We start from the raw sequence: 13381 nt of genomic DNA, 5'->3' as shown, positions 1-13381 counted from the left end.
CCACGGGATCGGTCACGTGGGGCGTCCTCTCGACGCTTTGCCGGAGAACGACTATGGAATCGTTACTGCCTTGGCCGGAGGATGGTGCCGCTCGATTTCGGCGCAGCGTGAATCCTGCGTAGGAGCGGTAGCTGCGGGGCGTCGGATCTCGATCAGCAGTCCAGCGGCTCCCAACAGCAGGCACACGGTGGTCACCGTCATCAAGGCCGGATTGGTTCGACCGGTCAGGGCCTCACCGAGCAGCACCACACCGAGCGTGCCGGGCAGGATACCGGCGACCGTGGCACCGATGTACGGCAGCAGCCGCACCGAGGACAGGGCGCAGCAGTAGTTGACCACCGCGAACGGCACTACCGCGATCAATCGCAGTGATCCGACCGCCAGCCACCCCCGCCGGGCCACACGCTCATCGACAGCCAGTGCCCTGGGATGCGAAAGTCGGGCTCGAAACGCGTGCCGACCCAACCGTCGCACCAAGAGGAATGCTGCGGTGGCGCTCAACGTCGTCGCGGCGATCGTCACGACGATGCCGACCACCGGGCCGAACAACACGCCGGCACTGAGGGTGAACACGGTGCGGGGAACCGGAGTGACGGTCACCACGACCTGCGCCAGGAAGAACAACACCACGAACGCCGGTCCCACCGAGTCCGTCCACTGCCGCATCTGCGCGAGCGACGGATACGGCACGACCGTGACCAAGGTCGCGACCACGACCACGACCGCCACTGTGACGAGCACGTTTCGCCGCAACAACCTTCCCGCCGCGGTCGATGACCTCAGCCGACGCGGGCGCGTCGAAGTGCTCGGTGTGCGTTCCATCGTCTACTCCGTACTGCGACTCGGCGAGGCCGCGAACTGGTTCCCGAGCACCACAGGCGTGGGACCGACCCCAACTACTATGTGCCATAGTAGTTGGGCGTGTCGGTCCGCCAGGGAAGGTTGTCGATGTCTGCCAGAATCATATGGACGATCACGGTGGTCGTGGTCGGCGCCTCGCTCGGGGCCGCGCTGTGGCCGCGCACGCACGACTCCCTCCCCGCTCGATCCGCGGACCATGCCGGCTCGACCGTCCCGGGGACCGCCGATGCTGCCGAACAACGAGCCGCGGCCGAGTTGCCCGCACAGCAGCACTGCCCGGTGGCCACCGGACCCGCCTCCGGTCGGCTGGCCGGGGTCTCGGTGCGGTGCCTGGGCTCGAGCGAGAGCATCGACCTCGGGTCCGCCCTGCAGGGCGCACCGACGCTGGTCAATCTCTGGGCCTCATGGTGCGCACCGTGCCGAGAAGAGATGCCGATCTTGGACGCCTATGCCGACGAGCCCGGCGCGATCCGGGTGGTGGGCCTGAATGTGCAGGACAACCCCGCTTCTGCACTGGCGCTGATGGCCGCCCTCGAGGTGAGCTACCCCTCGTTCGTCGATATCGATGAGGCCGCACAGAAGACACTGGCCGCACCGCCGGTGCTGCCGCTGAGTTTTCTCGTGCACCGTGACGGGTCCGTCGAACGCGTGGCGACCCCGCCGGTGTTCACCGACCCGGCTCAGGTGCGTGCCGCGGTGGACACGATGCTGCGATGAGGACAGTAAGCCGAGCACGTCGACGGCTGTGGCCTGCACTGATCGTGACGCTGGTCGCGCTGCTCGGTGCCAGTGCCTGCGCCACCGGCACCGATGCTGTCGCCCAGGGCGGCGGCTCCTTCGATTTCGTCGCCCCGGGTGGTCAGACCGACATCTTCTACGATCCGCCCTCCGAGCGCGGCACCCTCGGGCCCTTGTCCGGCCCGGACCTGATGACCGACGGTGTCACGGTCGATCTGGCCGACTACGCCGGTCAGGTGGTGGTGATCAATCTGTGGGGCCAGTGGTGCGCACCGTGTCGCAGCGAAACCGACGACCTCGGACGCGCTTTCGACGCCACCCGCGATCTGGGGGTGCAGTTCCTCGGCATCAACGTCCGTGACCCCCAACGCGACAAGGCCCAGGACTTCGTCATCGACAACCAGGTCACCTACCCGTCGATCTACGACCCCCCGATGCGCACGTTGACCGCCCTCGGCGGCAACTTCCCCACCAGCGTCATCCCGTCCACGCTCGTCCTCGATCGACAACATCGGGTAGCCGCGGTGTTCCTGCGGGCGCTGTTGACCGAAGACCTGCAACCGGTGATCGAACGGGTGGCGGCCGAACCAGTGGCGGTCGAACAGTGATCGTGCTTGCTCAAGGAATCGGGGCGAGTTTCCAGGACGCGGCCGCATCCGGACCGTTGTTGCTGGCGGTGGGCGCATGCGTGTTGGCCGGATTGATCTCGTTCGCCTCCCCGTGCGTGGTGCCCTTGGTCCCGGGTTACCTGTCGTATCTGGCCGGGATCTCCGGCGCCGACGCCCCGGCACTGACCGCCGAAGAACGCACCTCCACCACCGCTACCGGGGTGCGTACCGCGGGACGGTGGCGGGTCACCGGCGCCGCCGGTCTGTTCGTCGCGGGATTCACCGTGGTGTTCGTCCTGGCCACCGCCTCGGTGTTCGGGGTGATCGGGGCGCTGCGGATCAATCAGGAGTTGCTCCAACGCGTCGGCGGAGTGGTCACCATCGTGATGGGGCTGGTGTTCCTCGGGCTGGTTCCGGCGTTACAGAAAGACACCCGGTTCGCGCCCCGGCGCATCTCCTCGCTCGCCGGCGCCCCGGTGCTCGGCGGAGTGTTCGCCCTCGGGTGGACGCCGTGCCTGGGCCCGACGCTGGCCGGGGTGCTGTCCGTGGCCGCCGGCACCGAGGGCACCACCGCGGCCCGCGGCGTGCTGTTGATCGTCGCGTACTGCCTGGGACTGGGCCTGCCGTTTATCGCCTTGGCGTTCGGGTCGGCCTCGGCCCTGCGCGGTGTCGGATGGCTGCGCCGACATTCGCGCCACATTCAGATCGCCGGCGGCGTGATGCTCATCGCCGTCGGCATCGCCTTGACCACGGGAGTGTGGGAGATGTTCATCGCCTGGATCCGTGACGAGTTCGTCACCGACGTGGTGCTGCCGATATGACCGTCACCGACCGGAGTCCGACACCGCTGCTGCCGCGTCCGTCCCTGGGGCGGCGCGCCCTCGCGCACGCCCGGAACCTGTGGCGCCAGCTCACCTCGATGCGCACCGCCCTGGTGCTGCTGTTCCTGCTCGCGGTGGCGGCGGTCCCCGGGGCGCTGCTGCCCCAGCGCAACCTCAACGCCGGCAAGGTCGACGAGTACATCGCCGCCCGCCCGGTTCTCGGCCCGATCCTGGATCGGCTCGAAATGTTCGACGTGTTCGCCAGCTTCTGGTTCACCGCCATCTACGCGCTGCTGATGATCTCGCTCATCGGATGTCTGCTGCCCCGGCTGCGCGAGCATCTGCGCGCAGTGCGCAGCGATCCGGTCCCCGCCCCCCGAAATCTGGCACGCCTGCCGCATCACCACCGGGGATCGGTCGATGCACCGATCGACGACACCGTCGACCAGGTACAGACCGTGTTGCGCCGGTGGCGCACGGTCACCCGCACCGGCGACGACGGACAGCGGTCGATCTCGGCGGAGAAAGGCTACCTGCGCGAGGTCGGGAACCTGGTCTTCCACTTCTCCCTGGTCGGATTGCTGGTGGCCGTGGCCACCGGCCGGCTGTTCGGGTACGAGGGGTCGGTGATCGTCATCGCCGACGGCGGGCCGGGATTGTGCAACACCTCCCCGGCGGTGTACGACTCGTTCCGTCCCGGCAGCGCCACCGACGGCACCGGCCTGGATCCGTTCTGCCTCAAGGTCGAAGATTTTTCCGCCGATTACCTCGACAACGGCCAAGCGGAGATGTTCACCTCGAACATCTCCTACCAGAGCGGCGCGGACATCGGCACCGACCGGTGGCAACCGTACCGACTGCGAGTCAACGAACCGCTGCGCCTCGGGAACGAACGGGTCTACCTCACCGGCCACGGCTACGCCCCCCGATTCACCGTGACCTTCCCCGACGGACAGTCGCGCACCGAAACGTTGCAGTTCGCCCCCGAGGACGCCACCACATTTCTCAGCAGCGGGGCCATGCGCTTCGATCCCCCCGGGGGCACCTATCCGGATCCGGACGAGCGGCGCCGCAACCAGATCGCGCTCGAAGGACTCTTCGCCCCCACCGCCGCGTTCGACGGGACGCTGCTGACCTCGGCGTTCCCCGACATGCTGGACCCGGCCGTGGCCATCGACATCTACAAGGGCGACACCGGTCTGGACACCGGCATTCCCCAGTCGATCTTCAAACTGAACTCCGAGATGATCAATCAGGGCCGGTTGGTCAAACAGGCGCGGGTCAACCTGCGGCCCGGCGAGTCCACGACCCTGGCCGACGGCACCACAGTTCGGTTCGACGGCGCCGAAGAATTTGCCTACCTACAGATTTCGCACGATCCCGCCCAGAACTGGGTGTTGGTCTTCGCGATCACCATGATGAGCGGGCTGCTGGCCTCGCTGGTAATCAAACGACGCCGCATCTGGGTGCGCCTGCGCCCCACCGGGACCGGTACCGCTGTCGAACTCGGCGGACTGGCCCGCACCGACCAGGCCGGGTGGGGATCGGAATTCACCGACGTCTGCCGACGCATACTGCCCGGCACCACTGCCGCTGCGAAAGAAGACCGATAGTTCATGCCAATCAACGACACCCTTGCCCGCTACTCCGATCTGAGCTTCGAAACAGCCTTCGCCGTCTATCTGCTGGCACTGGTGCTGTTCGTTGCCGAGTTCACCGCGGTACGTGTCCGCCGCACCACCTCGGAACTGGTGCTCGCCGCTGCTACCCCGTCTGCTACTCGGTCCGAGGAACCGGGGCGCATCGTCGAGCCGCCCCGCCGGGAGTGGTCGGACCGACTGGGCCGCATGGGCGTCAGCGTGCTGATAGTTGCCCTTATCCTGCACGTCGGATCGATGGTGCTGCGGGGGCTGGCCACCGCCCGCTTCCCGTGGGGCAACATGTACGAGTTCGTCACCGTGACCTGCGCGATCGGAGTGTTCGCCGGGTTGATCGTGCTGCGCCGCCCGGCGCTGCGGGTGCTGTGGACGTTCGCGCTGATCCCGGTGCTGATCCTGCTCTTCGTCGCCGGCACGGTGCTCTATGCCGATGCCGCCCCGGTGGTGCCGGCGCTGCAGTCGTTCTGGCTGCCGATCCACGTCTCGGTCGTGTCCGTTTCAAGTGGAGTGTTTCTCGTCTCCGGAGTGGCCAGCACGTTGTTTCTACTCGTGTTGAGAGGCGAGAAGCGGCCACAGACCGGGTGGGGTCGTCTCGCGCAGCGGCTGCCGGACGCGCGTGCCCTCGACCGACTGGCCTATCGCACGACGATCTTCGCGTTCCCGTTGTTCGGCGCCGGGGTGATTCTCGGTGCGATCTGGGCGGAAGCTTCGTGGGGCCGGTTCTGGGGCTGGGACCCGAAAGAAACCGTCTCGTTCATCGCCTGGGTGATCTACGCCGCCTACCTGCACGCCCGTGCCACCGCCGGCTGGCGCGAGACCCGAGCGGCCTGGATCAACATCGCCGGGTTCGTCGCGACCCTGTTCAACCTGTTCATCATCAACATGGTCGTCTCCGGGCTGCATTCCTATGCCGGTCTGAACTGACCTCTGTCCGCGCCCCCGATCGGGGGCCCGGACTGCTCCACCTCGGAGCGCCACACCCGGGCACCGTCCTCGAGAAAGGTCCACCGATGACCGTCGCGACGAGGATCGTCGACCTTCCCGTCTCGGTGCTGCGGCACCGTGCGTCGTGGTCGGGGGTGCTGTGGCGGTGCGCGGCGGCGATCGTGGCAGGACTGGGGCTCTATGCGAGCTTTCCGCCCCGCACGTCGTGGTGGTTGGCGCCGATCGCGATCGCGGTACTCACCGCAGCGGTGACGCACCGCTCCGTCAAGGGCGGATTCGGCTACGGCTACCTCGCCGGCCTGGGTTTTTTCCTGCCGTTGCTGCCGTGGGTCGGGGTGTACGTCGGGGCGATGCCATGGCTGGCGCTGGCCGCAGTCCAGGCGGTGGCCGTCGGCGCGTTCGGGGCGCTCGCCGCGGTTTTGAGCCGCCGTCCGGCCGCCCCGCTGACGATCGCCGGCGCCTGGGTGGTCACCGAGGCGGTGCGGGCACGCGTGCCGTTCGGAGGCTTCCCCTGGGGGCGACTCGCCTTCGGTCAGGCCGAGGGGCCTCTGCTGCCGCTGGCCTCGCTCGCCGGAGCACCAGGGGTGAGCTTTACCGTAGCCCTGATCGGGACCGCCGTCGTCGCGGCCGTGGGCCGAATACGGTCCGGGCGTTGCCGCGCCGGTATGGGCTGCGCACTGCTGGCCGTGGCGCCGGTGGTATTTGCCCCGTTCGCCGCGGATCTTCAGATCTCGAACACGACCGGGCCGACGGTCACCGTGGCCGCGGTGCAGGGCAACGTGCCGCGGATGGGGCTCGAGTTCAACGCTCAGCGCCGGGCGGTGCTCGACAACCACGTGGCGGCCACAGAACAACTCGCCGCCGAGGTGGCCGCTGGGAGACAACCGCGCCCGCAGTTGGTGGTGTGGCCGGAGAATTCCTCGGACATCGACCCGCTGCGCCACCGCGATGCCCGCACCGCACTCGACCGGGCCGCCACTGCGATCGGGGTGCCCATCCTCGTCGGTGCGGTGCTCGACAACGGGGACGGCACCAGTAGCAACAGCGCACTGGTATGGGACCCAGTAACCGGTCCCGGGCAACAACACGTCAAACGTCGTCTCGTGCCGTTCGGGGAGTATCTGCCGCTGCGTCCGGTGATCGAACGACTCGTTCCGGCCGCCGCGCAGGCCGGCAACTTCGTTCCCGGCGACGGCACCGGACGGATCGAGCTCAACGGCGTACCCGTGGCGGTAGCAACCTGCTACGAAGTCGCCTTCGACGACGCAGTGACCGACTCGGTACGCGCAGGCGCCCAGTTGATCACCGTGCCCACCAACAACGCCACCTTCGGGCGCACCGAGATGACCTACCAGCAGCTGGCCATGTCGCGAGTACGCGCCGTCGAACACGGCCGCTCGGTGGTCGTCGCCGCCACCAGCGGAGTGAGCGCGTTGATCACCCCCGACGGGCAGGTCGCCGAGCAGAGCGCGATGTTCACTGCCGACCTGCTCGTCGGCGAGCTCCCGCTGAGCACGGAGCTGACCTGGGCCACCCGCCTGGGCCCGTGGCCGGAAACGGTGCTCTCCCTCGCCGTGGTTCTTCCTCTGCTGGTCCGTCGTCGCGACCGGGCGAATCCCTGAGGAATTACTAAGAAACATAGTTTTTTTAGCCCGCATCGTATAACGTTTCGTTATCTTTCCGTGACCGGTCCCCGCGAGGTAACGGCAATACGCGCACGTCAGGGAGTACTTCAGTGGGACGACACCACCTATCCACCTCCAGCCGAACCGCACATGTCCGTAATGCAAACGAGACATTTCAGTCGCAGTCGGGACCCGGCCGCCACCGGGCGCAGCCCGCGCGTACGACGCACACCGTCTGGGCTTCCGCGGTGGCCACCGGGGCATTTTTGGCGGTGGGCTCACAGCTCGCCGCCCCGGCCGCGGCCGGAGCGCACCCCGCCGGGGCGAGCCACGACGCACCGGCTCCCGCCTCCACCCCGATGCCCCTGCCGGCAGCCGTGGCAGCCGCCTTGCCGGCAGCCGTGGCGGCCCTGCCCGAAGTCGGCGCCACCGTCGACCGGTTCGCCGCCGAGCACCACCTGCACCCTGCGCCGGACCACGCCCCGGTCACCGAGCAGGCCCCGGTCCCGAGTCCACCCTCGAGTCCCGAGATCATCCCGGGCAAGGAGACGGTGGCGGCGCCCGCATCGGCCGCGGCCACCGTTCCGCCGATCACCGCATCGTCGTGGTTGCCGCAGCCGCTCGCGGTCGCGCCGGTCGCAGGAACGGTGACCTCACCCTTCGGTCCCCGATGGGGCACCACCCACGCCGGTCTCGACATCGCCAACAGCATCGGCACACCGGTGTATGCGGCCGCGGCCGGCACCGTGACCGATTCCGGTCCGGCCTCCGGGTTCGGTCTGTGGGTCCAGATCCGGCACGACGACGGTTCGACGAGCACCTACGGGCACATCAACGAAACCCTGGTCTCGGTCGGTCAACAGGTACAGGCCGGCGAGCAGATCGCCACCGTCGGAAACCGCGGCGAGTCCACCGGGCCTCATCTGCACTTCGAAACCACCAACCCGGACGGAACGAAGGTCGATCCGATCCAGTGGCTGGCCGCGCGAGGTGTCGCCCAGACCGACCTCTCGCGTACCTAACGCACCGGGCGAAGTAGATCGCTCCAGTGATGCCGAGTCTTCGTCCCACCCAGGGGGCGGGCTCGGCATCACGCATTGGTGAACCGGCCTTCGTCCTGGCGGCCCGGCGGCCATCCCCCACCGGCGCCCGGCGTGTTCTGCTCCCCTGCGCCCCCGGTCTGCGCCGGCAAGTCTCGGCGGGACAGACCGACGGCCGGCGGACGGGACGGCCGGGACGACCCGCTCGGACAGGCCCCTCGGCGCAGTTGCCTCTCGGTCCANCCCCGCTCCCTCGACGCAGTTTGCGTCGAGGGAGCGGGATGGGGGTACGTGACCACGCAACTCGGCCGGGGGTCGGGTCAGGAGCGAGCGCGTACCTCACCGATGTCCGCCGGATCGGTGTCCTCGGTGTCCGGCTGCGCGGCGGCGGGGGCATCCTCCGGTGGGGGACGCAGCCGCCCGGAGCGATCCAGGACGAACAGGGCGGCGACACAGAGGACGCCGACACCGGCGAGCGCCACCCAGATCAACGAGCCCAGCCCCGCACCGCTGAGCCACCCGAACACCACACCGGTACCGAGGTTGCCCACCAGGATGCCGATGCCGACGATCGTGTTGTAGAACCCGTAGTGGGTGGCCACCAACCGGCCACCGGCGAGGGCGACGACGGTGTCCATCTCGAACGGGAACACCGCCGCAGTGCCCACGGCCAGCAGCGCGGCAGTGAGAATCAGCGCACCGGCCGCGACCGCGCCGCCCAGTACCTCCGGGCTGGGGACCAGCACCAACGGCACGAACGCGGACGCCATGATCAGCATGCCGATCACCAGACTGCGCCCCGATCCCCAACGGCGAGCGAACCAGGAAGTGATCCGCAGCTGCCCGGCGATCGCGACGATCCCGGACACCACGAACAAAGAGGTCACCAGCACGGTGTCGGAGCGAGCGCCGCCGACGATCCGCGCCGCTTGCAGCGGCAGCGCCAGATACACCTGGAAGGAGAGCACATAGGACCCGATCATCGCGACCGCGAACAGCACGAACGGGCGGTTCGCGGCGATGACCCGCCAGTCCTCGAGCACCGAGGTCTTTCCGGTGACCGGGGCGGCGCGGTGGGCGGGCAGCGCCCAGATCTGCACCACCGGCAACACGGCGAACACCGCCGCTGCCGCCAGCGCGGTGACCCGGAAGTCGAGGGTGGTCAGGGCGAGCCCGACCAACGGGCCGAGCAGGATCCCGGCCTGGTAGAAGACGTTGAACACCGCGAACGCCTCCACGCGCCGCGCACCGGCGTCGGCGGCGAGGTAGGCACGCACCGCCGGGTTGAACAGCGCCCCGGCGAAACCGGTGGCCACCGAGGCGATCAGGATTGCCGGGAGGGATTCGACGGCGGCGAGCAGCCCGAACCCGGCCACCCGCAAAAGANGCTTGTACCCGAGCCGATCGGCGAGGGTGCCGCCGACCAGGAACATGCCCTGCTGGGAGAAGTTCCGCACCCCCAGCACCAGCCCGACCGCCCACGCCGCCAACCCCAGCGGACCGGCGAGGTATCCCGCCAGATAGGGCATGAGCATGTAGAAACCGATGTTGATGGAGAACTGGTTGACCATCAGCACCTGCGCGGGCCGGTCGAAGCTGCGGAACTGGGCCACCAGGGCGGTCATGACACGCCTTCGGTGGGGTCGATGACGGTGGCGCACCGGGTCCACGACGACACGACCTGGTCGGTCGGATGGTCGATGGTGGCCGGCGCGGTGGGCGGGTTGGCCTCGAGCAGGCCGTGCTCGGCGCAGTAGTCGTCGTTGTAGATGGTGTCGAAGTAGCGTTGCGGACCGTCCGGGAAGATCGCCGCCACCCGGGTCTCCGGGGCGCTGGTGCGGGCGATCCACCCAGCCGCCAGCGCCACCGCCCCGACACTCTATCCGCCGCTGGCGTGGTGGGTCGCCGCCAGGGTGCGGCAGGACCAAACCGCCTCGTGCGGGGCCACCCAGTGCACCTCGTCGAAGGCCGGGTAATCGATGTTGTCGGGGTAGATGCTCGACCCGAGTCCGCGCATGAGCCGGGTGTGGGCGGGTTGGCCGAAGATCGTCGAACCGACGGTGTCGACCCCGACCAGTTTCAACTCCGGGCAGAACCGGCGCAGCACCCGGGCCACCCCGGCCGAGTGTCCGCCGGTGCCCACCGAGCAGACCAGCACGTCCACGCGGCCGAGCTGGGCGGCCAGTTCCAGGGCGAGGGATTCGTAGGCGTCGACGTTGTCCGGGTTGGTGTATTGATCGGGGCACCAGGAGCCGGGGTGCGCGCCGAGCAGCTCGGCGACCTTGTCCCGACGCGCCTGTTGCCAGCCGCCGCTCGGGTGCGGCTCGGTGACCAGTTCGACGGTGGCGCCGTACGCGGCGAGCATCCGGTGCACGATCGGCTCGAGGCCGGGGTCGGTGACCAGGGTGACCGGATGGTGGTGGGTGATCCCGGCCAGGGCCAAACCCAGGCCGAGGGTGCCGCTGGTGGATTCGATGATCATCGCCCCGGGCGCGAGGTCGCCACGGGCCTTGGCCCGTTCGACCATGTGCAGGGCGGGCCGGTCCTTCATTCCGCCCGGATTACTGCCTTCGAGCTTGGCCCAGAAACCGCGTCCGGTGCCGGCGAACGGCTCCCCGATCCACAGGACGGGGGTGTTGCCGACCATGGTGGAGGGCTGGAGACAGCGGAGGGCGGTGGTCAGCAGGTGCGCGGAGGACGATACCGCGAATGTGGAGTGAACAGCACTGGTCATGTGAGGTGTGATCCCTGTATCGGACTGCGACGGGCGCAGTACATCGGTGACGGGCAGCGCGGAGCGGGCCACCAGGGACGATCCCCGAGGTGGCCTGCGGGCTGCCGATCAGCACCGATTGATACAGAGAGTGTTGAGAATGGTGCGCCCGGATCGGGCGCGGGGTATCGGATCCGGTGGGGCACGGGCGGCCAAGGTGGCCGGCATCAGCGCCATCATCACCACGAGGGCGACCAGAGCGAGCACGACGGCGGTACCCAACGGGCGCAGCGGATTGTCCGACCGGGGCATGGCGACGACGGTGTGCCCCTCGTGAGGGCGGTGCTCGCCCTGCTCGATGTGCGCGTGCCCGGGGGCGTGCTCCTCCGCGGCGACCGCGGTCGAGGTGGTCACCACGTGCACGTCCGTGTCGTGATCGTGGGCGAGGAACAGGCCGCATTGGGCGATGGTGTGCCCCAGCAGATACAGAACAGCAGCGACGGCGATGACCGTCCGCGTACGCGGGGGGCGTATCGCAACGGCGCTCACAACTTCCTGACTGTAGCAGCGCAAAACGGGCCGATCGGTTGGCCCAGGCATCGAGCCGGCCGAACCCCCAGGGCAGCAGCGGTCGACCGGCACCCCTTCCCCTGCCTTCTCGGGCACGGTCGGTGCCGGGCCGGGCGCCCGGCCCGCGAACACGCCGACCCCGATGCGTTCGGGGTCGTGGGAGCGGTGTCGGCGCCTATCTCGGGCAGCCGCCCACGTCCTCGGCGCAGGCTCAGAAGTGGCCGCATCCCGGGGACGGCCGGGACCAGCATTTCCGCGGAACTCGGGGGCGGTTCAGGTACACACGAGCGCGGACACCACGCCGGCGCCCACCAGGACCGTGAAGATCGGGCCCACCATGGACACCGTGCCCATTGCCGCGCAGGACAGCCAGGGCCAGCGCGCCCGACCTTCGATGCGCAGCTTCCACAACCGCAGCGACGTGTCGTTACTCAACCCCAGTGTCCCTGCGGGCCGCGGCAGAGTCGACGCCGACACCGCCGTCAACGCCGACCGGACCGTGGCGGAGCTGGTGACCCGGGCGGCATGTTGATCCGCGGTGAGCTCGACGAGCGTGGTCACCGCGATCGGCGCTGCGGCGAACAGTGGCACGCGTGGAAACACCTCGGCCAGAACATGGCACACGTTGACGATGCGGTGGTGTCGGCCCCGCAGATGGGCACGCTCGTGGGCAAGAACGGCTTCGCGTTCGCCGGCGCTCAGGCACGCCGACAGCCCTTCGGTGGCCACCACGAAGCCGGGGCGACCGGCGACGCTGTAGGCCATCGGCAGTGGGTGATCGAGCCACATGACATCGCCTCGCGACCGCGCCACGATCGCCACCACCTCACGGTGATAGGTCCGCACCCGGCTCGACTCCCGGGTGCGGCGCCGACCCACGACGGTGGTGCGGATCACCGCGAGGGCCAGAGCAACGGTGACAGCGCCGGCGACCGCCGCGGTGATCCCTGGTGCTGCGGTGTGCGAGAGCGCCGACCAACACCGCACCAGCGTCTCGACGGCCGATTCGGCGGGCGCATGCTCGGGCCAGAGCGAGACGGCCACCGCGGAGGCACCGAAGAACACGGCCCCGCCGATACTGCCGAGCCATGCCGCCAGCACCGTCCTCGGTGGCAGGGACGTGTCGGTCAGGGGTCGCAGCAACGTCGGCGCTGCCACTGCGATCAGAGCGGCGCCGACGAGGAGAATTACCGCCAGAGTCATCGGTCCGCGGGCCCACCGGTGCGTCCGCGACGCAGCGCATCGAATTCCGGGTCGGTCACCGTCTTGGCGAAGTGCAGCAGCACGGCGCTGGGGTCGGCGCTGCTGTCGAGCAATGCCCGCAAGGCCTGGGATGTGGCTTCCTCGCGACTGCACGACGGTGAATAGAAGTAGGCCCGGCTGCGCTTTTCCCGCTGCACCCAGCCCTTGTCGTGCAGGTGGGTCACCACGGTCAAGATGGTGGTGTAGGCGAGCTGTTTGCGGCCGCTCAGGCGTTCGACGAGATCGTGTACCGACTGCGGCTCGTCGGTGGACCACAACTCGTTCATCACCTCGGCCTCGAGACCGCCCAATCGCTGCATGGCTCCCCTCGGAGATACTCGCCGGCTACCACACGTTCCCAGCGTGGTCCCTATTCCTCGTTCCTCTCGAATTCAACCATGCGGGAAATTTACCGTGCGATGGTCGGATGCGTATCGCCTAAGTGCCGAGGCGACGTCGGCGGACCGGCGTGGCGGCCTCCATCAGGTGCCGGGCACTCGTTCCTCCCACCTGCCTCGGCAGTAGTACAACGAGTCAGCGCAACGAGTCAGTGCAACGAG

11 protein-coding genes and 3 pseudogenes are annotated in these 13381 nt (G+C 68.7%); 7 read left to right on the top strand and 7 right to left on the bottom strand.

All coding sequences use genetic code 11. The annotated features are described in order from the left end of the window. Positions 1-51: 51 nt before the first annotated feature. Positions 52-741 carry a TVP38/TMEM64 family protein gene (locus tag QR64_RS16080; RefSeq protein ID WP_039586186.1) on the bottom strand — a complete coding sequence of 230 codons (690 nt, stop codon included), beginning with the start codon at positions 739-741 and terminating at the stop codon, positions 52-54. 207 nt (positions 742-948) lie between these two features. Here QR64_RS16080 and QR64_RS16075 point away from each other — a divergent pair, with 207 nt between their 5' ends. The 7 genes from QR64_RS16075 to QR64_RS16045 all read left to right on the top strand — a co-directional run bounded on the left by QR64_RS16075 (position 949) and on the right by QR64_RS16045 (position 8278). After that, a complete protein-coding gene (locus QR64_RS16075) occupies positions 949-1578 on the top strand; it encodes a TlpA family protein disulfide reductase (RefSeq protein ID WP_039586212.1) in 630 nt (209 codons plus the stop codon). Then, positions 1575-2207, top strand: coding sequence for a TlpA disulfide reductase family protein (locus tag QR64_RS16070; RefSeq protein WP_050993546.1), 633 nt, complete (start codon positions 1575-1577; stop codon positions 2205-2207). Before QR64_RS16075 ends, QR64_RS16070 begins: the two co-directional genes overlap by 4 nt. Continuing rightward, positions 2204-3028, top strand: a complete 825-nt coding sequence (locus tag QR64_RS16065; RefSeq protein WP_006554849.1) for a cytochrome c biogenesis CcdA family protein — start codon at positions 2204-2206, stop codon at positions 3026-3028. Before QR64_RS16070 ends, QR64_RS16065 begins: the two co-directional genes overlap by 4 nt. Further along, a complete protein-coding gene (locus tag QR64_RS16060; RefSeq protein ID WP_039586183.1) occupies positions 3025-4641 on the top strand; it encodes a cytochrome c biogenesis protein ResB in 1617 nt (538 codons plus the stop codon). Before QR64_RS16065 ends, QR64_RS16060 begins: the two co-directional genes overlap by 4 nt. Positions 4642-4644: 3 nt before the next feature. Beyond that, positions 4645-5610, top strand: a complete 966-nt coding sequence (ccsB, locus tag QR64_RS16055; protein ID WP_039586181.1) for a c-type cytochrome biogenesis protein CcsB — start codon at positions 4645-4647, stop codon at positions 5608-5610. Positions 5611-5696: 86 nt separating this feature from the next. Continuing rightward, positions 5697-7253: an apolipoprotein N-acyltransferase gene (gene lnt, locus QR64_RS16050; RefSeq protein ID WP_200886514.1), complete on the top strand. Its 1557-nt coding sequence runs from the start codon at positions 5697-5699 to the stop codon at positions 7251-7253. Between the two features lie 251 nt (positions 7254-7504). Then, on the top strand, positions 7505-8278 hold the full coding sequence (locus tag QR64_RS16045; RefSeq protein ID WP_235367175.1) for a M23 family metallopeptidase: 774 nt from the start codon (positions 7505-7507) through the stop codon (positions 8276-8278). Positions 8279-8616: 338 nt separating this feature from the next. Here QR64_RS16045 and QR64_RS16040 read toward each other — a convergent pair. From QR64_RS16040 to QR64_RS16020, 6 genes and pseudogenes are all read right to left on the bottom strand, one after another. Then, a pseudogene (locus tag QR64_RS16040) lies at positions 8617-9682 on the bottom strand (MFS transporter); the annotation flags it as partial. Position 9683: 1 nt separating this feature from the next. Further along, a pseudogene (locus QR64_RS28005) lies at positions 9684-9921 on the bottom strand (MFS transporter); the annotation flags it as partial. Beyond that, positions 9918-11030 (bottom strand): annotated as a pseudogene (locus tag QR64_RS16035) (PLP-dependent cysteine synthase family protein). The pseudogenes QR64_RS28005 and QR64_RS16035, both read right to left, overlap by 4 nt. 108 nt (positions 11031-11138) lie before the next feature. Further along, the gene (locus QR64_RS16030; protein WP_039586175.1) at positions 11139-11558 is read right to left on the bottom strand and encodes a hypothetical protein; all 420 of its coding nucleotides are present in this window, start codon (positions 11556-11558) and stop codon (positions 11139-11141) included. A 294-nt stretch (positions 11559-11852) separates the two neighbouring features. Then, positions 11853-12782, bottom strand: coding sequence for a M56 family metallopeptidase (locus QR64_RS16025; RefSeq protein ID WP_039586173.1), 930 nt, complete (start codon positions 12780-12782; stop codon positions 11853-11855). Further along, entirely contained in the window at positions 12779-13141 is a 363-nt protein-coding gene (locus tag QR64_RS16020) for a BlaI/MecI/CopY family transcriptional regulator (protein WP_039586171.1), read from the bottom strand. The genes QR64_RS16025 and QR64_RS16020 overlap by 4 nt, the downstream gene beginning before the upstream one ends. Between the last annotated feature and the right edge of the window lie 240 nt (positions 13142-13381).

The sequence above is a fragment of the Rhodococcus sp. Chr-9 genome, assembly GCF_000801125.1.
In the GTDB taxonomy this organism is placed as follows: Bacteria; Actinomycetota; Actinomycetes; order Mycobacteriales; family Mycobacteriaceae; genus Rhodococcus; species Rhodococcus pyridinivorans.
The sequence above is the reverse complement of the archived record's forward strand: the minus strand, read 5'-3'. Positions and strand labels throughout refer to the sequence as shown.

Excerpts from the sequence above, each read along its gene's own strand:
- QR64_RS16075 (WP_039586212.1), top strand. The coding sequence starts at position 949 with ATGTCTGCCAGAATCATATGGACGATCACGGTGGTCGTGGTCGGCGCC.
- QR64_RS16070 (WP_050993546.1), top strand. The coding sequence starts at position 1,575 with ATGAGGACAGTAAGCCGAGCACGTCGACGGCTGTGGCCTGCACTGATC.
- QR64_RS16060 (WP_039586183.1), top strand. The coding sequence starts at position 3,025 with ATGACCGTCACCGACCGGAGTCCGACACCGCTGCTGCCGCGTCCGTCC.
- ccsB (WP_039586181.1), top strand. The coding sequence starts at position 4,645 with ATGCCAATCAACGACACCCTTGCCCGCTACTCCGATCTGAGCTTCGAA.
- lnt (WP_200886514.1), top strand. The coding sequence starts at position 5,697 with ATGACCGTCGCGACGAGGATCGTCGACCTTCCCGTCTCGGTGCTGCGG.
- QR64_RS16025 (WP_039586173.1), bottom strand. The coding sequence starts at position 12,782 with ATGACTCTGGCGGTAATTCTCCTCGTCGGCGCCGCTCTGATCGCAGTG.
- QR64_RS16020 (WP_039586171.1), bottom strand. The coding sequence starts at position 13,141 with ATGCAGCGATTGGGCGGTCTCGAGGCCGAGGTGATGAACGAGTTGTGG.